Genomic DNA, 23376 nt, shown 5'->3' with positions numbered 1-23376 from the left:
CCATCTCTAATACTCCCATTTTATTTGAAATTGGAGTAAAGAGCTGCTACGTCCCTGGATAACGCTTTCTAAGCTTCAAAGAAGCTAAGAACTCTGTTAATGAAATGGCACCTAACTTAAATTATTTAAATAAACAGTTGTTAAAAAAGACTTAATTGATTTGTTTCTGGTAAATCCCCTATGGCTCCGTGATTTGCCAAAGCTTCTACTACAGTCTTTGTAGCTTTACTTCTTATACGAAGATCTTCCTTAGATATAAATTCTCCATGATTTCTAGCTTCTGCTATAGCCTTTGCTGCATTTTCCCCTACTCCAGTAAGTCCACTTAAAGGAATTCTTATATTATCTCCTTCTATTGTAAATTTTACTGCCTCTGATTTATATACATCTACGGGTAGAAATTTTATACCTCTTTTGTACATTTCATAACAAAGTTCTAAGGTGGTAAGAAGACCTTTTTCTTTCGTACCTATATTGTTCCCCAAAGCATTTAATTCATCCATAGTATCTTTCATTGCTTCTTCACCCTTTATAACTAAATCACCATCAAAATCGTCTGCTCTAACAGTAAAATAAGTTGCATAATAAGCCTTTGGGTGATGAACCTTAAAATAAGCTATTCTCATAGCCATCATTACATAGGCAACAGCATGACCTTTAGGAAACATGTATTTAATTTTTTTACAGGACTCTATATACCAATCTGGAACATTATGTTCTCTCATTATGGCTTCAAACTCTTCTGATACACCCTTTCCTTTCCTAACCTTCTCCATGATGGTAAACGCAGTCTTGGGCGGAAGTCCTTTATATATAAGATAAACCATAATATCATCTCTGGTAGATATACAATCTTTAAGGGTAGTATATCCTTCTTTTATATAATATTGAGCATTATTAAGCCATACGTCAGTACCATGAGAAAGACCAGAAATTCTAACTAGGTCAGAAAATGTTTGTGGTTTTGTATCTAATAGCATCTGTCTAACAAATTTAGTTCCAAACTCTGGAACACCATAACATCCAACTTCACAACCCAGTTCTTCGGGAGTTATGCCAAGAGCTTCTGTCCCTGTGAAAAGACTCAAAACCTTTGGGTCTGATAAAGGTACACTTTGAGGACTTATTCCAGTTAAATCTTGAAGCATCCTAAGCATAGTAGGATCGTCATGGCCTAGTATATCAAGTTTTAAAAGCCTACCACTAATAGAGTGATAATCAAAGTGAGTTGTTATTATATCTGATTTTGGATCATCTGCAGGATGTTGTATTGGACAAAAATTAAATATTTCATTGTCACTAGGTACAACCATAATTCCTCCTGGGTGTTGCCCTGAAGTTCTCTTTACCCCAGTACATCCAATAGTTAATCTTTCTATTTCTGCATTAGTAGTATTTATATCTCTTTCATCTAAATACTTTCTAACATATCCATAGGCAGTCTTATCTGCAATAGTTCCTATGGTTCCTGCTTTAAAGGTATGACCTTTTCCAAAAAGAACTTCTGTATATCTATGAATATCACCTTGGTTATCCCCTGAGAAATTTAAGTCTATATCTGGTTCCTTATCTCCCTCAAAACCTAAGAAAGTTTCAAAAGGAATATCGTGACCATCTTTTATATAAGGAGTTCCACATTTTTCGCAGTTTTTATCTGGTAAGTCAACTCCCGAACCTATGGATCCATCTAAAATGAATTCACTATTTTTACAATTAGGACATACATAATGAGGTGGAAGCCCATTAACTTCTGTTATATCTGACATGGTAGCTACAAATGAAGATCCAACAGATCCCCTAGATCCAACTAGATATCCATCACTGATAGACTTTGCCACTAATTTTTGTGCTATAAGATAAAGCACCGCATATCCGTTATTTATAATAGAGTTTAATTCCTTATCAAGTCTTTTCTGAATAACTTCTGGAAGATTATCTCCATATATGGATTTTACTTTATTTAAAGTCATGTTTCTAATGTCATCCTCTGCACCCTCTATTTTAGGAGCATAGGTTTCATCTGGAATTGGTTTAACCTCTCCAACTAAGCTTTGTATATACTCAGGGTTTTCCACCACAATTTCCATGGCCTTTTCTTCACCTAAATATGAAAACTCTCTTAACATTTCTGTAGTGGTTTTGAAATATAGTGGAGGTTGATTATCAGCATCATCAAACCCTTTTCCGGCCATTAAAATTCTTCTAAAGACTTCATCTCGTGGTTCTAAAAAGTGTACATCCCCTGTGGCAACTACTTTTTTATTATAGAAATCTCCAAGTTCACATACCCTTCTATTGAGATCCCTAAGTCCTTCTTCATCCTTAACCATGTTCTTCTTTATTAAAAATTCATTATTTCCAATGGGTTGTACTTCTAAATAATCATAAAACTCCACTATATGTTCCATGTCCTCTAGGGACCTTCCTGCTAGAACTCCCTTAAATATCTCTCCAGCCTCACATGCAGAACCAATAATAAGTCCCTCTCTATATTCTTCTATTAGACTCTTAGGAAGCCTTGGTCGTCTTTGATAATAGTCTAAGTTAGAAAAGGATATTAGCTTATATAGATTTTTTAATCCACTCTGGTTTTTGGCTAAAATTATTACATGGTATGTAGGAGCTTTTTTTACATCAAATGATTTTAAATATTCCTTATTAACTCCATCTAAATTATTAAAACCCTTCTCTCTTAACATATCAAAGGATTTTAAAAGAATATCTCCAGTAGCCTTAGCATCATCCACAGCTCTATGATGGTTTTCTAAGGATATCTTTAAGTGTTCACATATTACATTAAGCTTATGCTTTTTAAGTTGTGGAAATAAAAACCTAGCTAAAGGTAATGTATCTATAATTCCATTTTTAAATTGCAACCCAAGATTTCTGCACTTAGACTTAATAAATCCCGTATCAAACTCCGCATTGTGAGCTACTACTACAGAACTCCCTACAAAGTCTAAAAACCTAGGAAGAACATCTTCTATGGTTTTGCAACCCTTCACCATATCATTACTTATACCTGTAAGCTCTGTTATTTTATATGGAATGCTCATCTCTGGATTTATAAGTTCATTAAAGCTATCAATAACATGTCCATTCTCTATTTTAACAGCTCCTATTTCTATAATGCGATCTTGGTGACTTGAAAATCCTGTAGTTTCAATATCAAATACTACAAAGGAACTATTAAAATCTATTCCTCTACATCCGGTAGCTATACCTACTCCATCATTAACTAAATATCCCTCTATTCCATATATAATTTTTATATTATGTTTCTTCCCTGCATCCATGGCCTCTGGAAAGGCTTGAGCTACTCCATGATCTGTTATGGCAATTGCCTTATGTCCCCATTTAGCAGCTTTAGCAATAAGACTTGAAGGTGTAACCACTGCATCCATGGAGCTCATGGTAGTATGAGCATGAAGCTCTATCCTCTTAACTTCACAACCATCCATTCTTTCACTAGGTTTCAACTTTACAATAGACTTTGCATTAATCACTAAATCTTTAGAAAATCTATCAATTTCTACTTCCCCATAAACCTTGCAACATACCCCTGGTTTTAACTCTTCCAGCAGCTTTTCTACTTCTTCATTACTTCTTGGATATATTTTTATAGTTATAGAGCTAGTGTAGTCAGTAATATATAAAGAAGGATATATTTTTCCACTTTTAGCTTCAAATATATTTACCTTAAATACATCTCCAGCCACAGCTACTCTCCCGGAGCCCATATTTAATTCACACATTTCTGTGGTTTCTTCATTTATATTTCTATTACCATATACCACATTGTCATCTAAAGGCTCTTTGCTCTTTCTATAATTCTCCTTCCAAGGACTAGCTTTTTTATCTCCCTTAGTTTCTTTAGGCTTTTCTTTAGCTTTATCACTAGATCTACTAGAAATCTTAGGACTATTTGCTATAATATCACTTACTATTCTCTTTTCTTCAATTTGCTTTTCTAGAATATAATCTTCTTCAATAGCCGATTCATCATAGTATATTTTTACTTCTACTTTAATGTTGAACATATTATAAATTTCGCTTTGTATTAATCTATCTATATTCTTATGACAGAGCATCTTAGATATAAATTCATTGGATATACCTATATTAATTCTGTCATTTTCTAGCTTTTTAACTGCTTTTAGTAAACTAGTCTTAGCAGAAGGAAAAGATGAGGCAAGAGAGTTAATGACATCTATCCAATACTCCCCCACCACATCTTCTAAAGCAACATGTTCTACATCTCTATACCACAAGATATCTATAGTCCCTAAATCACAAAGTTTATCCTTAATAAGATTACATATATTCTCCTTCATAGGATCATCTAAGGGACTCTTATGTTTTAATACTACCTTAACCATCTCGCTTTGTTTTAGATATTGAACTTTATTTATGATGATATCTTCATAAATAGGCAATCTACTATCATATCCTAGTAGTTCTGACAATGTCATTTAGATTCCTCCTATCTATAAACTTTCAATCTCCTTAATCAATTCATCCAGTAAATCTTCTTCTTTTACTTTTCTTACAATCTCACCTTTTCTAAAGATAAGACCTTCTCCATTACCACCAGCTATTCCTACATCTGCTTCTCTAGCTTCTCCTGGCCCATTAACTACGCATCCCATAATAGCTACTTTTATATTTTTATTTATGTGACTTAATCTTTTTTCGGCTTCTTCTGCTATACTAATAAGATCTATTTGAGTTCTTCCACAGGTTGGGCAAGATACAAATTTTATTCCATCCTCTAACATGCCAAGGGATTTTAATATTTCTCTTCCCACCTTAACTTCTTCAACCACATCTCCTGTAAGGGAAATTCTTAATGTATCTCCTATGCCCTGTGCTAAAAGTGCTCCTACACCTACGCTAGATTTAACAGTACCTCTCCATGTGGTACCTGCCTCTGTAACTCCAATATGCAACGGATAATTAACCTTACTAGAAACTATATTATAGGCCTCTATCATTTGAACTACGTCAGAAGATTTTATAGATATGATTATATCTTCAAAATTTACTGCTTCTAGAATTTTCACATGATTAAGAGCACTTTCTGCTAAAGCCTCACTACACACTCTACCGTATTTATTTAAAACTTCTTTTTCTAGAGATCCAGAGTTAACCCCAATCCTTATTGGTATATTTCTTTCTTTTGCAGCTTTCGCCACCATCTCAACTCTACTTATGTCACCAATATTTCCTGGATTAATTCTAAGTTTAGAAACTCCATTTTCTATAGACTTTAATGCTAATCTATAATCAAAGTGTATATCTGCAACTAAAGGAATGTGAATTTGTTTTGCGATTTCCTTTATAGCTTCTGCAGCCTCCATATCGGGAACTGCACATCTTACTATATCACAACCACTTTCTTCAAGTCTTAAAATTTGCTCTACTGTGGAGGATACATCTCTTGTATCTGTATTAGTCATGGATTGTACTGTAATTCTAGAATGTCCTCCAATGTATATATCTCCAACTTTAACTTTTCTTGTTTCTTTTCTCTTCATAATTTCCTCCTAAAACTGAATAGGATTTATAATATCTTTTAGCAATACCAAAACCATAAGAGACATCAATGCTAAAAATCCATAGTAATTAATTGTTGCAACCTTTTCTTTATTTACTTCCTTACCAGTTATGATCTGGAATAGTAATAGAAATATCCATCCACCGTCTAAGGCAGGGAAGGGAATTACATTAAATATTGCTAGTTGAACACTGAATAAAGCCATAATATTTAATAAGGTAAGAATTCCTTGCTGAGCAGCTCTTCCTGAAATTTTCATAATGCTTATAGGACCTCCTACATCATCAGCAGAAACATTTCCTTTAAACAGTTGACCAAAAAAACCAAAGGTCTGTCTTATGGTGCTTCCCGTTTGATTAAGTCCATATTTTATAGATTCAATAAAGTTAGGCTTTACAACCTTAGAATATATCCCAACTTGAAATCTTTCTTCTCCTTCATTATAGGATGGTACTAAATCAAATTTTATTTTTTGTCCCTCTCTCTCTATTTCCATATTAACGGGCTTTCCTTCTCCTGTAAAAATCTCAGTAAGAAATTCTTCCCAGGTAGTAACCATCTTACCATTGACTTCTGTAATCTTATCTCCAGCTTTTATTCCCACTTCCATGGCTGGTGAATTTTCTATTACTTTATCTACAACGTTAGTAGAATGTCCTTGAATACCTCCTACTAAACTAAAGAATAGTATAGCTATTATAAAATTCATTATAGGACCTGCTGCTACAATAGTTAACTTCTGAAAGGAAGTCTTATTAGAAAAAGCCCTGTCATCCACTACAGTTACATCATCTTCTTCTCCATACATTTTTACATAACCACCAATTGGAAGTGCTTTAATAAGATACTCTGTCTCCTTCCCCTTAATAGAAAATAACTTTGGTCCCATACCTAAGGAAAATTCGAGGACCTTTACACCATTAACTCTAGCCATTATAAAATGTCCAAACTCATGACCTATAATTAATACACTAAATGCAAGTAAAGCCATTAAAAAATACGGTATATTACCTATAATACTTTGCAATATTTTTCTCCCCTTCCACTCTATTCACTTATACATATCTCTTTAAAACATATTCCCTAACCTGCTTATCTATGTCTAAAACTTGCTGTAAATCTGGATTTTTCACATGCGGAAACTTATTCATGGCAGCTTCTATTATTTCTTCAATCTGTAGATACTTAATCCTTGCATCCAGGAATAATTCTACTGCAATTTCATTAGCTCCATTATAAATTGCTGGCATATTACCACCAAGTTTTCCTGCTTTAAATGCTAATTCTAAGCATCTAAAAGTGTTTATATCGGGCTGTTCAAAGGTTAAGCTTGAAACGGTTTTAAAATCTAACTTATCTGCTATAGCTGTCCTTCTATCAGGATAGCTTAAGGCATATTGGATAGGTAACCTCATATCTGTGCTTCCTAATTGAGCAATAATTGAACCATCTTTATACTCTACCATGGAATGTACAATACTTTGTGGATGAACTATAACTTCAATGTCATCATATCCAACTCCAAATAAAAAGTGTGCTTCTATAACTTCTAATCCCTTGTTTACCAAGGTTGATGAATCTATAGAAATCTTTCTTCCCATGTTCCATTTAGGATGTTTTAAAGCCTCTTTAGGGGTAATTTCCTTCAAATCATCTCTAGTTTTACCTCTAAATGGCCCACCTGAAGCAGTAAGTATTATCTTATTTATATCTTTTTTTTCATTACCCTGAATACATTGAAATATAGCTCCATGCTCTGAATCCACTGGAAGAATTTTAACACCATTTTCCTTTGCCTTTGCCATAACTATATCTCCAGCAACTACTAAGGTTTCTTTATTAGCTAATGCTATATTTTTCTTAGCTTCAATAGCCTTAATAGTTGGTTTCAATCCTGCAATTCCTACTACAGAAGTCAAAACCGTATCTATTTCTTTTAAAGTAGCAACTTTTTCTAGCGCTTCTTCTCCACCAAATAGGTTTACTTGTTTATTTTCTCTTTCACAATACTCCTTTATAGCTTCATAACATTTCTCATCTGTTATACCTATATATTTTGGACTAAACTCTTCTATAATATCCACTAATCCTTTAAAGTTTCTATGAGCTGTAACCCCTATTAGGTTTACTTTATTTTCTTTATTTCTTATTATATCTAACGCCTGTGTTCCAATGGAACCAGTAACTCCAAGTATGCTTATGTTTTTCACTGTTAACGCTCCTTTAATTTTATCTAAAAACATTATACCCTATAATATGTAATAATACAAAATACTAATAATTAAATTAATTTTAATACCAATAGCTAAATTAATTTTAAAGAAGCAAAAATTAAAAAGGGATTTCCCAAAACAAACTAATCTTAAGCAAATGTCGAGGATCACTTATCCTTTTCCTGCTCAGTACTTAAAGACTTGTAAATTTTTTGAGAAATCCCTTAAATTAATAATACCTTAATAATTTCTTATAATTACGCTACAAAAATATTAATATAATAATATACCACCACAGATACTAGCAATATACTATCGAACCTATCTAATATACCACCATGTCCAGGAATCAAATTTGAGTAATCCTTAACACCCGCATGTCTTTTTATTGAAGATGCCACCAAGTCTCCACACTGTCCAAAAATTCCACCTAATAGACCAATTATCATATAGTTATATAGTGGGACTACTACTCCAAATTTAGTTATAATATATCCATAAATTGTACATCCTAAAATACTTCCTATAAGTCCGCCTATGGCTCCCTCTATGGTTTTTTTAGGGCTAACCCTTGGATTTAATTTGTGTTTTCCTAGATATCTACCAAAATAATAAGCTAAAGTATCACATCCCCATGAGGATATAAATATAAGCCATATGAAGAAGTTTCCATTTTCCATATTATTAAGTAATAATATAAAACTAAAAAATATGCCTACATAAAAACAAGGTAATATGGTCAATGCTACATCAATGAAGTTTCTATCAGTATCAAATACCGGAACTATCATTAAAAGGAATACTACAAGGATAAATACACCCACAGCAACGTTTAAATTAAATCCATGTCCTAAATAGATATAATAAAGTAAACATAATAAATATCCTACTATAGATATAGGTTTATATCCATCCACTTTGCTTACCTTATAAAATTCATACATTCCACCAAGGGATAATAAAACTACAGAAATCTTTAAAAAATACCCCCCTAAAAATATAAATAGTAATAGAGGAGCTAATATCATTGCCCCTATATATCTTTTATTCATTTGCCTCACCTCTTACTATACTCCACCAAATCTTCTATCTCTCTTTTGAAAATCACTAATTGCTCTTCTCAAATCTTCTTTTGTAAAGTCAGGCCAATTTATATTGGAAAACCAAAATTCAGAATAAGCACTTTGCCATAATAAATAATTACTAAGTCTTAATTCTCCACTGGGCCTTATAATAATATCAGGATCTGGCATACCACTAGTATACAAATGGTCTGATATGATTTTATCATCTATGTTATCTATTTGTAACTTTCCTTCTAATACTTCCTTAGCTATTTCTTTAACCCCTTTTACAATCTCATCTCTTCCTCCATAATTTAAGGCTATGTTAAGAGTTAAACCTGTATTATTTCTAGTTTTATACATTGCATCCTCTACGGCAGCCTTTGATTTCTCAGGAAGTTTACTTATATCTCCTATAGAATTAAGTTTCACATTATTTCTATGTAGCTCCTCAAATTCCTTATTTATAAACTCTACTACTAAGTCCATCAAAGCTCCCACTTCTTCTTTTGTTCTCTTCCAATTTTCTGTTGAAAAAGCATATAAGGTTAAATAGTTAACTCCCAGATTACTAGACTCCTCCACCATCATTTTAATATTTTTCATACCAGCTCTATGCCCCATAGTTCTTGGAAGTTTTCTTTGTTTAGCCCAACGACCATTCCCATCCATAATTATAGCTATATGGGCAGGGATTCGCTCCATATCTAATTGTATTTTTTCTTTAATTGCGTCTTTTTTAAACTTAAATATATCCAAAATATATCTCTCCATTTCAAGTAATCATGATGCTATTATATCACAAATACATAATAATAAAACCTGCAATATTTGCAGGTTTTATCTTACATATTATACTGACATTATTGACTTTTCTTTTTCTTCTATAGCCTTATCAATTAATTTGATAAACTTATCAGTTTCTTTTTGAATCTGATCTTCAGCTTTTTTAGATTCATCTTCACTGATTTCACTATTTTTCTTTAAGTTTTTAATCTTATCATTTGCATCACGTCTTATGGATCTGATAGCAACCTTAGCATCTTCACCACATTTTTTAACTGATTTAACTAAATTTTTTCTAGTCTCTTCAGTTAATTCTGGAACAATTAGTCTAATAACCTGACCATCATTACTAGGATTAATACCTAGATCTGATTTTAAAATTGCTTTTTCTATATCTTTCATGCAACTTTTGTCCCATGGTTGAATAAGAAGAACTCTTGGCTCTGGAGCAGATATGTTCCCTACTTGGTTAAGAGGTACCATTGTTCCATAACTTTCTACTAATATTCTATCAAGCATTGTAGGGTTTGCTCTTCCAGCTTTTAATGTTCCAAGCTCATTTTGTAAGCTTAAAATAGTTTTGTTCATTTTCTCATCAGCATTTTTAATGATATCTTTTACCATAAAATTACCTCCATCAATTATTTACATATATTAGATGATACTAAAGTACCAATATTTTCACCTTTTACCGCTCTTATAATATTATGAGGCTCATCTAAACCAAATACTAGAATAGGTATTTGATTATCCATACATAGGGATGTAGCAGTAGAATCCATAACCTGCAATCCTTTTTCTAATACCTCAATATAAGATAAATTATTAAACTTAACTGCACCCTCATGTTTATGAGGATCTTTATCATATACCCCATCAACTTTTTTAGCAAGCAAAATAACTTCAGCTTCTATTTCTGCTGCTCTTAAAGCTGCTGTAGTGTCTGTGGAGAAATATGGATTTCCTGTTCCTGCTGCAAATATTACAACTCTTCCCTTTTCAAGATGTCTCATTGCTCTTCTTCTAATGTAAGGCTCTGCTATTTCTCTCATTTCAATAGCTGTTTGAACCCTTGTATTAACACCTATAGCTTCCAAGGAGTCTTGTAATGCTAAAGCATTTATACATGTAGCAAGCATACCCATATAGTCCGCGGTAGTTCTATCCATGCCTTCACCACTTCTACCTCTCCATATGTTGCCGCCACCAACAACTGCACCTACTTCAACACCCATTTCAACTAACTTCTTAATTTGTAAAGCAATAGTGTTCGCTGTATCAAAATCAATGCCATACCCCTTCTCTGACGCTAATGCCTCTCCTGAAAGTTTAAGCATGACTCTTTTATATTTCGCAGTTTCCATATATATATTATACCTCCAACTCAATATATTTACACCATATTTTTGTATTTTACCAACCAATAACCAAAATTAACCATAGAAATTACATTAGATACTTCAATATAAATATGACTTTCTCTAGTTATATAGTTATTATAATACATGTAGATTTTAAAAAAAGAGAACCTAGGTTCTCTTTAATATTATCTTGTATTATTTTCCTTGCATTTGTCTTTGAACTTCTTCAGCAAAGTTTTCTTCTTTCTTTTCGATTCCTTCGCCTCTTTCAAATCTTGCAAATTTAACAACTTCCATAGTTGCTCCAAGTTTCTTTCCTTCTTCTTGAAGATACTTGCTTATAGTGTAATCTCCATTTTTAACCCATACTTGATCTACTAAGCAAACTTCTTTGTAGTATTTGCTTATTCTTCCCATAACCATTTTTTCAACTATGTTTTCTGGTTTTCCTTCGTTAAGAGCTTGAACTCTGTAAATTTCTTTTTCTTTTTCTAAAGATTCATTATCTACTTGATCTTTGTTTAAGAATAATGGGTTAGCTGCTGCTACTTGCATTGCTACATCTTTAGCAACTGTTTTTAATACTTCATCTTGTTTTTCACAAGCTAATTGAACTAAAACACCTATTTTCCCATTTCCATGGATATAGCTTTGAATTATTCCATTGTCAACTACAAACTTTTCAAATCTTCTAACAGACATGTTTTCACCTAATTTTGCAATTAGAGCTGTAACAGCGTCTTGAAGAGTTATGCTTTCATCTCCAACATATTTTTCTGCTAATAATCCTTCTACAGTAGTTACATTAGTAGTTGCTGCCATTTTAGCTACATTTGCTGCTAATGCTTTAAAGTCATCGTTTGCTGCAACGAAGTCAGTTTCACAGTTAACTTCTACTACAGAACCTATTTTCATATCTTCTGATATATAAGTAGTAACTATACCTTCAGCTGCTATTCTTCCAGCTTTTTTAGTTGCTGCTGCTAATCCTTTTTCTCTTAAAACTTCTACTGCTTTTTCCATATCTCCATTTGTTTCGCTAAGAGCTTTTTTACAATCCATCATTCCTGATCCAGTTCTTTCTCTTAACTCTTTTACCATTGCTGCTGTTATCATCTTTATTCCTCCTTTAATTTCCTAACAAAAAGGTAAATGAAAGATTTCTCTCTCATCTACCTTTAAAATTTCATATGTTTTACAACCATAGATGAGGCTGTTTGAAATTTACTTAGAAAGTTGCTATATTATTCAGCTACTTCTTCACCTTGTCTTGCTTCAATTATAGCATCAGCTAATCTTTCAGTTATTAATTTAACTGCTCTTATAGCATCATCATTTCCTGGGATTACATAGTCAACATCATCTGGATCACAGTTTGTATCAACTATTGCTATTACAGGAATTCCTAATGTCTTAGCTTCAAGTATAGCATTTTTTTCTTTTCTTGGATCAACTATAAATAAAGCTCCAATATTCTTAGCATCCATGTTTCTAATTCCGCCAAGGTTCTTTTCTAATTTTTCTCTTTCATTTTTAAGTTGAATAACTTCTTTTTTAGGAAGAACATCAAATGTTCCATCTTCTTCCATTTTATCTAAAGCTTCAAGTCTACCTATTCTTGTTTTAATAGTTCTGAAGTTAGTTAACATTCCGCCTAACCATCTGTTGTTTACAAAATGCATGCTTGATCTGATAGCTTCTTCTTGGATAGCTTCTTGAGCTTGCTTTTTAGTTCCAACAAATAATATATCTTTTCCTTCTTCTGATACTGATTTTATGAAATCATATGCTTCATCAATTTTCTTAACTGTTTTTTGTAAGTCAATGATATAGATACCATTTCTCTCAGTGAAGATGTATGGAGCCATTTTAGGGTTCCATCTTCTTGTTTGATGTCCAAAATGAACACCTGCTTCTAATAATTGTTTCATTGAAATAACTGCCATTTTAATATACCTCCTGGTTTTTTCCTCCACTACCATCATTTTTATTAAATACTCCTTAAAGCACCTTTTAATAAATTCAGTAGTGTGTGTATTTTCTTACCTTGTGTATTATATCACATAGAAAATCAATGTTCAACAAATTTTTTTCTAAATAACAAGGTTAATTTTAAATTTTTATTATTTAAAATTCTGTTAATACAATAATTATAATTTTTCATAATTAATATATATTAATTCTAGAATTTTAAAAGATAAATCCCTGAAATCCGCATGGATAGAACAAATAGTTAACTATTTAACTAGACAACTATTCATATAGTATCCTAGAAAACTTTTAAAATACATGTGAGTATTGAAAGAATCATCTTTATTAAAAATAAAAATCCTTTATCAGGATTTTTATTTTTAATATTTTTCTACATATTGTATTAAATTATTTAAGCTTATTTAATTCATCTATTAATTTCTCATTTAGAATCTTTATGTGAGTACCCTTCATTCCTAAAGACCTAGATTCTATAACTCCAGCACTTTCAAACTTTCTAAGAGCATTTACTATAACAGATCTAGTTATTCCAACCTTATCTGCTATTTTAGATGCAACTAAAAGTCCCTCACTACCATCAAGTTCGTTAAATATATGTTCTACAGCTTCTAACTCTGAATAAGATAATGTTCCTATTGCTAATTGAACTATAGCTTTTTTTCTTGCTTCTTCTTCTATTTCATCAGTCTTAGCTCTTAACATTTCCATTCCCACAATAGTACCACTATATTCTGCAATAACTAAATCATCTTCAGTAAACTGGTTAGAAAATCTTGATAACAATAAAGTTCCCAATCTTTCTCTATTCCCATTAATAGGAACTATAGTTGATAGCATATCTTTAAAGTCACATTGAACTTCTCCATTAAATACACAAATACCACTGCTTGGCATATTTGCCTTTGTCTCATCTATATTTAGCAGTTTAGCATTATATTGCTCTGGAAATCTTTTATTTTCAACTACTTGTTCTTTAACTTTATCGCATTCAAATCCATAGGAAAGATTATATCCTAAAACTTTCCCCTTTCTACTAATAACATATACATTACAATCTAACACTTCACTTAGAAGTTCACATATATCATCAAAAACTACTGGTTCTGAACCTGACTTTTGTAAAATCTTGTTTAATTTTCTTGTTTTTTCTAATAATGACATCACTATTCCTCCTTCTTCTTTTTTCATTTTTCATAATGCTATTTATCACTGCAACCTTTTAAATAATTCAAAATATTCTTTTCTTTCACAAATTTTAGAATTGTTTCGTTGCCATATACCATCATAACATATAGAATTTATTCTATCAACATGTTTTTTATTAATTTTCGACATATTTAACCTATTTTTAAATTAAATTTTACTTCAAGGTAATTTTTAACTAATATAACCCATTTTATTTATTATCTGTTAACTCCTTATGTTTACATTCTGAGTTAATACATTCTAAATAATCACCTTTTGCTTTGCTATACCTTTTAGCCATTACACTTCCACACTGAGGGCACTTCTTTTCTGTAGGTTCATGCCAACTTACAAAATCGCATTGTGGATAATTTCCACATCCATAAAATATCTTACCTTTTTTGCTTCTCTTTTCTAAAACATTTCCTCCACACTTAGGACACTTTACGTCTAATTCTCTAGCCATGGTCTTTGTATTTTTACACTCTGGATATCCTGGACATGCAAGAAACTCACCAAATCTTCCTTGTTTTATCACCATAAGTCTTCCACATTTATCACATGGTATGTCAGATACCTTATCTTCTATAGTTATCTTAGCTATTTCTTTTTCGGCTATTTCTATAGCTTCCTTTAGTGGTACGAAGAATTCTTCTACTACAGATTTCCAATTAGCATTTCCTTCTTCTATGCTGTCTAGTTTACTTTCCATTTCAGCAGTAAATTCTACATCAACTATTTGTTTAAAATATTCACTAACTATATTATTAACTATGAATCCTAATTCCGTAGGAAATAATACCTTCTTTTCTCTATCTACATATTTCCTGCTTAATAAGGTGGTAATTGTAGGTGCATAAGTACTCGGTCTACCTATTCCATTTTCCTCTAAAGTTTTAACTAAGGATGCCTCTGAAAATCTTGCTGGAGGTTGAGTAAAATGTTGTTTTCCATCTACAGATTTTTCTATTAACTTTTCATCTGTATTTAAAGTTGGTAATTTTGCATTTCCATCCTCATCTTCATTATCAGTGGCATAGATTTTAGTAAACCCATCAAATCTCACCTTAAATCCTGAAGCTTTAAATAAATAATCCCCATTGCTTATTGAAATTGATGTAGTATCAATTATTGCAGACTCCATTTGGCTAGCTACGAATCTATTCCAAATTAAAGTGTAGAGCTTTAATTGATCATTGCTTAAGGTTTCCTTAGCAATTTCTGGAGTAATCTCTACATTAGTGGGTCTTATAGCTTCGTGAGCATCTTGTGCTCCCTTCTTACCTTTGTAAGCTCTTTTAACCTTTGGTGCATATTTATCTCCATAGATATTTTTTATAAATTCAAGAGTAGCTCCCTGAGCCTCCTCTGATACTCTTACTGAGTCTGTTCTCATATAAGTAATAAGACCGATAGTTCCATGTCCTTTAATTTCTATACCCTCATACAACTGTTGTGCTGTTGCCATGGTTTTTTTAGTTGAAAAGTTTATTTTTCTATAGGCATCTTGTTGAAGAGTACTAGTAGTAAATGGTGGTAGTGGATTTTTAGATTTAGCTGTATCTTTTATATCTTTAACCACAAATTCACCTTGCTGTACAACTTTTATAATATTATTAGCTTCTTCTTCTTTATTTATAATAATTTTTTTCCCTTTTTTACTATGCAATTTCACTGTAAAGGTTTTTGTTTCTGCTAATTTAGATACTTTTGCTTCCACAGTCCAATATTCTTCTGGTACAAAAGCTTGAATTTCCTTTTCTCTATCGCATATTATTCTAAGAGCTACAGATTGTACTCTTCCAGCACTTAATCCCCACTTTATTTTTCTCCAAAGTATAGGACTTATCTCATATCCTACTAATCTATCTAATACTCTTCTAGCCTGTTGAGCATCAAATACATTTTCATTTATCTTTCTTGGAGATTTTATGGCATTTTTTACAGCACTTTTTGTGACCTCATTGAACTCTATTCTACATGACTCTTCAGTGTCTATTTTTAATATGTTAGCTAAATGCCAAGATATAGCTTCCCCTTCTCTATCAGGGTCAGTAGCAAGATATATTTTTTCACTTTTTTTAGCTTGCTTCTTAATCTTATCTAAAAGTTCCCCTTTACCTCTAATAGTTATGTATTTGGGTTCATAATTTTTTTCTATATCTACCCCTAACTGACTTTTAGGTAAATCTCTTACATGACCCATAGATGCTTCTACTACATAATTTTTTCCTAAATACTTCTTTATGGTTTTCGCTTTTGCTGGCGACTCAACTATGACTAATTTTTGCCCCATTCTAACCCCTCCATTATAGCTTATAATTTTTTATTTTATTACATATTTATAAGCACCATGCAGATTTCTCATAATCTTTTTATTATATATAAAATTCTACATCCTACTATATTTTAAAATATTATTATCTCATTGCAAGTCATAATATACAAACCTTATTAAATATTTCATAAATTTTTAACTATTTATTAATTCTAACATAAAAGTTTCCACTTAAACATAAAATCTCCTCTTTTACTTGCAACTCAAATAATAACTTATATAATCGATTAATGTCAACATCAACTAATTTAATTATTTTATCAATGTGTATAGGATTATCATCTATAACTTGATATATTCTTTCCTCTAATTTGCTTTTTACAGTAGTTATATTTTTATTATCTATGGAAACTCTAGAAATATTCAATAAATTCAACACATCTTCTATGTCTGTATAAACATAGGCACCATCTTTTATTAATTTATTAGTCCCTTTACTTTCACTGGAGAATATACTCCCTGGCACAACAATTATATTTTTCCCTTGCTCTAAAGCTGCTCCTACAGTAATTAGCGTCCCACTTTTTTCTCCGCCTTCAGTGACAACTAACAATTCACACATACCACTAATAATTCTATTTCTCATTGGAAAATTTCTACTTAAAGGTGGTGTTCCCAATGGGAACTCACTAATTATACAACCACTGTTTTCTAAAACTTCATGGTAAAGTCTATAGTTTTCTTTAGGATATATAACATCAATGCCACTACCTAAAACTGCAATTGTATTAATGTTGTTCTTTATTGCGGCCCTATGAGCTACAGAATCAATACCTTTGGCCATACCACTTACAATATTTATTTCATAAGGACCTAACTGTTCCACCATACTATTAGTTACGTCTATCCCATATCTAGTACACTTTCTAGAACCCACAATAGAAATATTCTTTTTTTCATTAACCATCGAAATATTACCCTTGTAAAATATACCAAAAGGTGCATCCTCATACTGCAGTAAACTTATAGGATAATCTATATCATAAATAGTACAAACATGTATATCCTTAATGGATTTACATTCTTCAACAGCCAACTCTTCAATTTTTATATATGACTTTTGAAACTTTTCTACAATTTTTTTAGGCAATAGTGTCATATTATCATTAATCACCATTTTTCTCAAGGTATCAAAATCATGATATTCATCATAAATGTATTTTTTCATATTATTAGATACTTCCGTAGTAATAATCCATAATTTAAATAAATCGACCATCTATACTCTCCTAATTCCTTATATTATATCTTCCCTTATGTACTTCCTATATTGAAGTGCTTCAATAATATGATTTTCTTCTATGGATTTATTACCATCTAAATCCGCAATAGTTCTAGCTACTTTTAAAATCCTATTATAAACTCTAGTACTAAGTCCGTATTTTTTGTAGGTATATTCAAGAATCCTATTAGAATCCCCATTAAGCTTACAGTACTTTTTTATATGACTAGAAGACATATCGTTATTACATTTTATATGTTCATTCCTAAATCTTTCACTTTGTATCTCCCTTGCTCTTTCTATCCTAAGGGCCATAACCTCTGATTTTTCTTCTTTTTTATCACTATTTATAGTCTCATAGGATATGGAGTTTACTGGAGTGAAAATATCTATTCTCTCTAATAAAGGTCCAGATAATCTAGATAAATATCTTTTCACTTCGCTATCACTACATTTACATAACCTTGTTTCACTTCCATACATCCCACAGTTGCACGGATTCATAGCTGCCACAAGCATAAAATCCGCTGGATAAGTTATTGTTCCATTTACTCTTGAAATTCTTACCCTCTTATTCTCTAAAGGCTGTCTTAGAACTTGAAGAGCCCTTTTATCAAATTCTAATATTTCATCTAGGAATAACACTCCATTGTGAGCTAAAGATACTTCTCCTGCTGAGGGGTTTCTGCCACCACCAATTAAAGCAGTACTAGTAATTGTATGATGAGGATTCCTAAAGGGTCTATTTCCCATTAATCCCTCATCCTTAAGCTCTCCACTAATACTATATATCTTCGTAACCTCTAGAGCTTCGTCATCGGTAAGAGGCGGCATAATAGAAATAACCCTCTCTGCCAGCATAGTTTTTCCCGATCCTGGAGTTCCATACATAAGTACATTATGATTTCCTGCTACAGCAACCTCCAATGCTCTTTTAGCTGCTTGCTGTCCTATGACATCTTCAAAATCTAATGGACAATTATTATTTTTATACTTTTCTCTACTGGTAAATGTATAGGGTTTTACATCCTTATAAGTAAAAAGATGAATTACCTCACTCAAATTCCTAATAGGATATATATTGGCTTCTTCAATACAAGCACATTCATCTTTATTTTCAATAGGTACTATATAGTTCTTTACTCCATGTTTTATACCTTCAATTACAATGGGAAGAGCCCCTTTAATTTTATTTACATTTCCATTTAAGGACAACTCACCCATAAATATAAAATTATCTGGCTCTTCTAAGAAAAGTTGATTAGTTGCTAAAAGAATTCCTACAGCTATAGGTAAATCATAGTGTGAGCCTTCCTTTCGTATATGAGCTGGAGCTAAATTTATAGTTATTCTACTAATTGGAAAATCTAAAGAAGAATTGGTTATAGCTGATCTAACTCTATCCTTAGATTCTTTTACAGCAGTATCCCCTAAACCTACAATATTAAAATTAGGTAACCCATAGGTGATATCTACCTCTACATTAATTAATATACCTTCCACTCCAGAAAAAGCTGCAGTCTTTATTTGAATTGACATAATTTCACCCTCTAAATATAAATTTCCAACTTTAATAGTGTAAGTATTGACCATTGAATTTAGAATAAATCAACTTTGTAAAAATTTTAATTAAATCAAAGTTTAGCTTTGGATTATATTGTCTAAGATGTAGACAGAGTTCTTTGCATTAAAGGGAGTTTTAAATGAAGATTTTAAATAAAACTATAGGTAATTATGGAGAAAATCTAGCTAGAGAATATATTGAAAAAAAGGGATATATAATATTAGAAGAAAACTTTTTATGTAAGTTAGGGGAAATTGATATTATAGCTAAGGATAATAATTATATTTGCTTTATAGAGGTAAAAACTCGATATAGCAAAAGATACGGTACCCCATTAGAAAGTATCACTAATGCTAAAAAAAGAAAATTGTATAAAACTGCACAATATTATATTTGTTTAAAAAATATACATAAATCTTATTTTAGATTTGATGCCATAGAGGTAACACTGATTTCTTCTGGTGAATCCCCTAATATTACACTGATTAAAAATGCTTTCTAAAAAGTAAATACCTGAATAAAAAAGTAATTAGATAACTTTTTTATTCAGGTATTTTTTATTTTATTAATTATTTGTTAAGTATATTTTTCAGAAAACTTTCTCTATGAATTGGACAGCTACCATGACAAATTATTACATCTATATGTTCTTTAGTACCATATCCTACATTTTTATCAAAGTGATATTGTGTATACTTCTTACTATACTCTTCCATTAAATTATCTCTATATACTTTAGCTATTATAGAGGCACACGCAATGGCAGCACTTTTAGTGTCTCCTTTAATTACAGCTTCATTTCTAATGTTAAATTCTCTTATAGTATATCCATCTGATAATACTATATCAGGAGTAACTTTTAGTTCTCTCACAGCCATCTTGAAAATTTCATTGTTACAAAATCCTATGCCTTCTTTATCTATTTCTCTGTTGGTTTTTAGGGCTATAGAATAACTTATTGCTTCTTTTTTTATTATATCACTTAACTCTTCTCTTACTTCTTTAGTTAACTTCTTGGAATCATTTATTCGTAATATTAAATTTCTTGAATTATTGTTAAGAACTACTGCAGCAGCAACTATAGGCCCTGCTAATGGACCTCTTCCAACCTCATCTACACCAGCTACAATATCATATCCATAGCTTTTATCAAAATCATATAATTTTTCTACTCTAGCATATTCATTTTTATAATGCTCCACATATTTTCTTAGGGTTTCTCCTAAAGCTCTTACATTTTTCCTATGATCATTGTTTAATACTTGATATATAGCTTCATAATCTGCCTCATGGCTACTTACATCTTTTAATGACATAAACCCACGAACAGAAGATTTTATATCGTTAAATCTCATAGTTTTAATTTCTTTTAAAAAATTTATACTACTCATATTTATTTTCTGTATCAGGTACCTCTAGTGAAATAGGACCTAACTTCCCCCCCCTAAATTCATCTAATAGCATTACAGCTACTCTATTATAATCTATGTTGCCCCCTGAAATTATAGCACCTCTTTTTTTACCTATGTTATCCATATTAGTAAGAGGATTTTCGTCTAATTCTTTAAGCTTATATCTCTCCACTAGCCTTGATCCATGTGTACTTTGAAGTCTTTCTATAAGCTTTAATGCCAATTCCTCAACATCCATTATTTCATCCTTTATAGCTCCAGTAAAGGCTAAATTAAGCCCTACTGTATCGTCTTCAAATTTAGGCCATAAAACCCCTGGAGTATCCATAAGTTCTATACCCATCTTTGTTTTTATCCATTGTTTACTCTTTGTAACACCAGGTCTATCTCCCGTTTTAGCAGCACTGTTTTTTGCCATCCTATTTATAAATGTAGATTTTCCTACATTAGGGATTCCAACAACCATTACTCTGGTAATAATATTTACTACGCCTTTACTTTTAAGTCTATCATGCTTCTCTTTCAAAAGCTCTTCTAGAGTGGGTTTAATTTTGTTAAGCCCTGATCCTGTAAGGCAATTAACAGACAATACTCTAGTTTTATCATCTGATAATTTATTTACCCACTTCTTTGTTACATATTCTTCACTAAGATCGCTTTTATTAAATAATATTATTCTAGGTTTCTCGCTACAGATATCTTCAATGTCTGGATTAGAACTTGAATAAGCTATTCTTGCATCACGAATTTCTATTATTGCATCTACTAACTTTAAATTTTCTTTTATTTCTCTTCTGGTCTTTGCCATATGTCCAGGAAACCAGTTTATACTCATTTATCTCACTCCTAAGAATTTTATAATTAGATATATTAAATTAACTATTTTAGTATTCACCACATTTATAATAAATACTTCTATATATGTAATAAAAAAAGGGACTATCTAGCCCCATTTTCTTACATTCTCTCTTTTACTTTAGCAGCCTTACCTACTCTATCTCTTAAGTAGAATAATTTAGCTCTTCTTACTTTTCCTCTTCTAACTACGTCGATTTTTTCTATAACAGGCGTATTTATTGGGAAAGTTTTTTCAACTCCAACTCCTGATGCAAATCTTCTTACTGTAAAAGTTTCTCTAGCTCCACCATTTTGTCTTTTAAGAACGGTACCTTCAAATATTTGAACTCTTTCTTTGTTACCTTCTTTAATTCTGATGTGAACTTTAACTGTATCTCCTACATTGAACTCAGGTAAGTCAGTTCTTAATTGTTCTGCTTCTATAGCTTTTATTATATCTAACATTGTGCATTCCCTCCTAAAATTTATTATGACGTTCTTACTCACATTGGGTGACAGAGGACCGCCCGTACTAGCACAATCCTCATTTTATCACATAATATTTCAATGTGCAATATTATTTATCCTTTTTATGATGATTCTCCAGCAGCTTTTTATCTTCTTTAGTCAGTTCTACATTTTTATATAAGTCCCTTCTTCTCTCCTTTGTAATCAGTAATGATTTAAGTCTTCGCCACTTTCTTACATTTTCGTGATGCCCAGATATTAATACCTCTGGAACTTCATCTCCTTCAAAGGAAAAAGGTCTTGTATATTGAGGATATTCTAATAATCCTTCATAAAAGGATTCTTCTTCATAACTCTCATTACAGGATAGAACTCCTGGGATCATTCTAGCAATACTATCAACTACAGGTATGCAAGCCATTTCTCCCCCTGTTAAAACAAAATCCCCTAGAGAAATTTCCATATCTATATATTTATATACTCGCTCATCTATACCTTCGTAATGACCACATAAAAATATTAATTCCTCCTCTTTGGCAAGTTCTTTACATAACTCTTGATTTAAAGTCTTACCTCTAGGACCTAAAAATATAACTTTTCCTTTATTATTTTCTCTTAGATGTTTTATGGAGTTCACAATGGGTTCTGGGGTCATCACCATGCCTGCTCCACCCCCATAAGGGTAATCATCAACCTTTTTATGTTTATTAGTAGAGAAGTCTCTTATATTAGTAGTATTTATAGATAATATTCCTTTTTCCATAGCATTTCCTATGATACTATGATTAAATACCTGAAACATCTCTGGAAATAAAGTTAATATATCTATCTTCATTATTCAGACCATACCTTCACTGGTTTTATTACAATTTTATTATTTTCTATATCTACTTCTTCTACAATTGTCTTTAAAGCAGGAACTAGCACGTCTTCTTTTCCTTCTGATTTAATCCAATATACATCATTACTTCCCGTTGCAATAACATCATATATTTTCCCTAATTCTTCTCCATCTGTATCATAAACATAACAATCCATTAAATCTGCAACATAGTAGCTACCCTCTGGTAATTTTATAGCATCTTCTCTTTTTACTTGAAGATATTTATTTCTATAAATTTCGGCTTCTTCAATAGAATCAATTCCTTCTATTTTTAATATAGCTCTATCCTTTTGAAGCTTAACTGATGTAATTTTTATTTCTTTATCATCTATGTATACCTTATCTAAGTCTCTAAATCTTTCTAAGCTATCTGTTAGAGAAAGTACCTTAACTTCTCCTCTTACTCCATGGGGCTTAGTTATCTGCCCAACGCTCATCAATTCCCTCATCATATATCTCCTCACTATTTAATTACTTAATATTATTAACACAAA

At 31.5% G+C, this 23376-nt stretch carries 20 protein-coding genes; 1 reads left to right on the top strand and 19 read right to left on the bottom strand.

The window, feature by feature from the left end; genetic code table 11:
- Positions 1-140 precede the first annotated feature (140 nt).
- The 14 genes from B2P65_RS11335 to B2P65_RS11270 form a co-directional block, all read right to left on the bottom strand.
- On the bottom strand, positions 141-4472 hold the full coding sequence (locus tag B2P65_RS11335) for a PolC-type DNA polymerase III (RefSeq protein ID WP_346848366.1): 4332 nt from the start codon (positions 4470-4472) through the stop codon (positions 141-143).
- Between the two features lie 15 nt (positions 4473-4487).
- Complete coding sequence (ispG, locus tag B2P65_RS11330; protein WP_346880168.1) at positions 4488-5537, bottom strand: flavodoxin-dependent (E)-4-hydroxy-3-methylbut-2-enyl-diphosphate synthase; 1050 nt, start codon at positions 5535-5537, stop codon at positions 4488-4490.
- 9 nt (positions 5538-5546) lie between these two features.
- Positions 5547-6548 (bottom strand): RIP metalloprotease RseP, encoded by a 1002-nt coding sequence (rseP, locus tag B2P65_RS11325; protein ID WP_346848508.1) that lies wholly within the window; start codon positions 6546-6548, stop codon positions 5547-5549.
- 64 nt (positions 6549-6612) lie between these two features.
- Positions 6613-7767 carry a 1-deoxy-D-xylulose-5-phosphate reductoisomerase gene (locus B2P65_RS11320; protein WP_346848364.1) on the bottom strand — a complete coding sequence of 385 codons (1155 nt, stop codon included), beginning with the start codon at positions 7765-7767 and terminating at the stop codon, positions 6613-6615.
- 260 nt (positions 7768-8027) lie between these two features.
- Positions 8028-8822: a phosphatidate cytidylyltransferase gene (locus tag B2P65_RS11315; protein ID WP_346848363.1), complete on the bottom strand. Its 795-nt coding sequence runs from the start codon at positions 8820-8822 to the stop codon at positions 8028-8030.
- Positions 8823-8837: 15 nt separating this feature from the next.
- On the bottom strand, positions 8838-9596 hold the full coding sequence (locus tag B2P65_RS11310; protein ID WP_414632285.1) for an isoprenyl transferase: 759 nt from the start codon (positions 9594-9596) through the stop codon (positions 8838-8840).
- Between the two features lie 90 nt (positions 9597-9686).
- Positions 9687-10244, bottom strand: coding sequence for a ribosome recycling factor (frr, locus tag B2P65_RS11305; RefSeq protein WP_035132788.1), 558 nt, complete (start codon positions 10242-10244; stop codon positions 9687-9689).
- Positions 10245-10261: 17 nt separating this feature from the next.
- Positions 10262-10984: a UMP kinase gene (gene pyrH / locus B2P65_RS11300; RefSeq protein WP_035132786.1), complete on the bottom strand. Its 723-nt coding sequence runs from the start codon at positions 10982-10984 to the stop codon at positions 10262-10264.
- Between the two features lie 192 nt (positions 10985-11176).
- Complete coding sequence (tsf, locus tag B2P65_RS11295) at positions 11177-12097, bottom strand: translation elongation factor Ts (RefSeq protein WP_035132784.1); 921 nt, start codon at positions 12095-12097, stop codon at positions 11177-11179.
- Positions 12098-12225: 128 nt separating this feature from the next.
- Complete coding sequence (gene rpsB, locus B2P65_RS11290) at positions 12226-12927, bottom strand: 30S ribosomal protein S2 (protein ID WP_035132782.1); 702 nt, start codon at positions 12925-12927, stop codon at positions 12226-12228.
- A 433-nt stretch (positions 12928-13360) separates the two neighbouring features.
- Entirely contained in the window at positions 13361-14137 is a 777-nt protein-coding gene (gene codY, locus B2P65_RS11285; RefSeq protein ID WP_035132780.1) for a GTP-sensing pleiotropic transcriptional regulator CodY, read from the bottom strand.
- A 232-nt stretch (positions 14138-14369) separates the two neighbouring features.
- On the bottom strand, positions 14370-16454 hold the full coding sequence (gene topA / locus B2P65_RS11280; protein ID WP_346848361.1) for a type I DNA topoisomerase: 2085 nt from the start codon (positions 16452-16454) through the stop codon (positions 14370-14372).
- A gap of 181 nt (positions 16455-16635) precedes the next feature.
- Complete coding sequence (gene dprA / locus B2P65_RS11275) at positions 16636-17715, bottom strand: DNA-processing protein DprA (protein WP_346880167.1); 1080 nt, start codon at positions 17713-17715, stop codon at positions 16636-16638.
- 18 nt (positions 17716-17733) lie between these two features.
- Positions 17734-19257, bottom strand: coding sequence for a YifB family Mg chelatase-like AAA ATPase (locus B2P65_RS11270; RefSeq protein ID WP_346848359.1), 1524 nt, complete (start codon positions 19255-19257; stop codon positions 17734-17736).
- A 164-nt stretch (positions 19258-19421) separates the two neighbouring features.
- Between B2P65_RS11270 and B2P65_RS11265 the strand changes: the two genes are divergently transcribed.
- The gene (locus tag B2P65_RS11265; protein ID WP_346848358.1) at positions 19422-19784 is read left to right on the top strand and encodes a YraN family protein; all 363 of its coding nucleotides are present in this window, start codon (positions 19422-19424) and stop codon (positions 19782-19784) included.
- Positions 19785-19851: 67 nt separating this feature from the next.
- On the opposite strand, the gene B2P65_RS11260 is transcribed toward B2P65_RS11265, so the two are convergent.
- The 5 genes from B2P65_RS11260 to rimM all read right to left on the bottom strand — a co-directional run bounded on the left by B2P65_RS11260 (position 19852) and on the right by rimM (position 23331).
- Positions 19852-20598, bottom strand: coding sequence for a ribonuclease HII (locus B2P65_RS11260; RefSeq protein ID WP_414632286.1), 747 nt, complete (start codon positions 20596-20598; stop codon positions 19852-19854).
- A gap of 67 nt (positions 20599-20665) precedes the next feature.
- The gene (gene ylqF / locus B2P65_RS11255; RefSeq protein WP_035132769.1) at positions 20666-21529 is read right to left on the bottom strand and encodes a ribosome biogenesis GTPase YlqF; all 864 of its coding nucleotides are present in this window, start codon (positions 21527-21529) and stop codon (positions 20666-20668) included.
- Positions 21530-21651: 122 nt separating this feature from the next.
- Entirely contained in the window at positions 21652-21996 is a 345-nt protein-coding gene (gene rplS / locus B2P65_RS11250) for a 50S ribosomal protein L19 (RefSeq protein ID WP_035132767.1), read from the bottom strand.
- A 112-nt stretch (positions 21997-22108) separates the two neighbouring features.
- On the bottom strand, positions 22109-22834 hold the full coding sequence (gene trmD / locus B2P65_RS11245) for a tRNA (guanosine(37)-N1)-methyltransferase TrmD (RefSeq protein ID WP_035132765.1): 726 nt from the start codon (positions 22832-22834) through the stop codon (positions 22109-22111).
- Entirely contained in the window at positions 22834-23331 is a 498-nt protein-coding gene (gene rimM / locus B2P65_RS11240) for a ribosome maturation factor RimM (RefSeq protein WP_346848357.1), read from the bottom strand. Before rimM ends, trmD begins: the two co-directional genes overlap by 1 nt.
- Positions 23332-23376: the final 45 nt, after the last annotated feature.

It is taken from the genome of Clostridium sp. UBA3061 (assembly GCF_002367465.1).
Taxonomy (GTDB): Bacteria; Bacillota; Clostridia; order Clostridiales; family Clostridiaceae; genus Clostridium_J; species Clostridium_J sulfidigenes.
The sequence above is the reverse complement of the archived record's forward strand: the minus strand, read 5'-3'. Positions and strand labels throughout refer to the sequence as shown.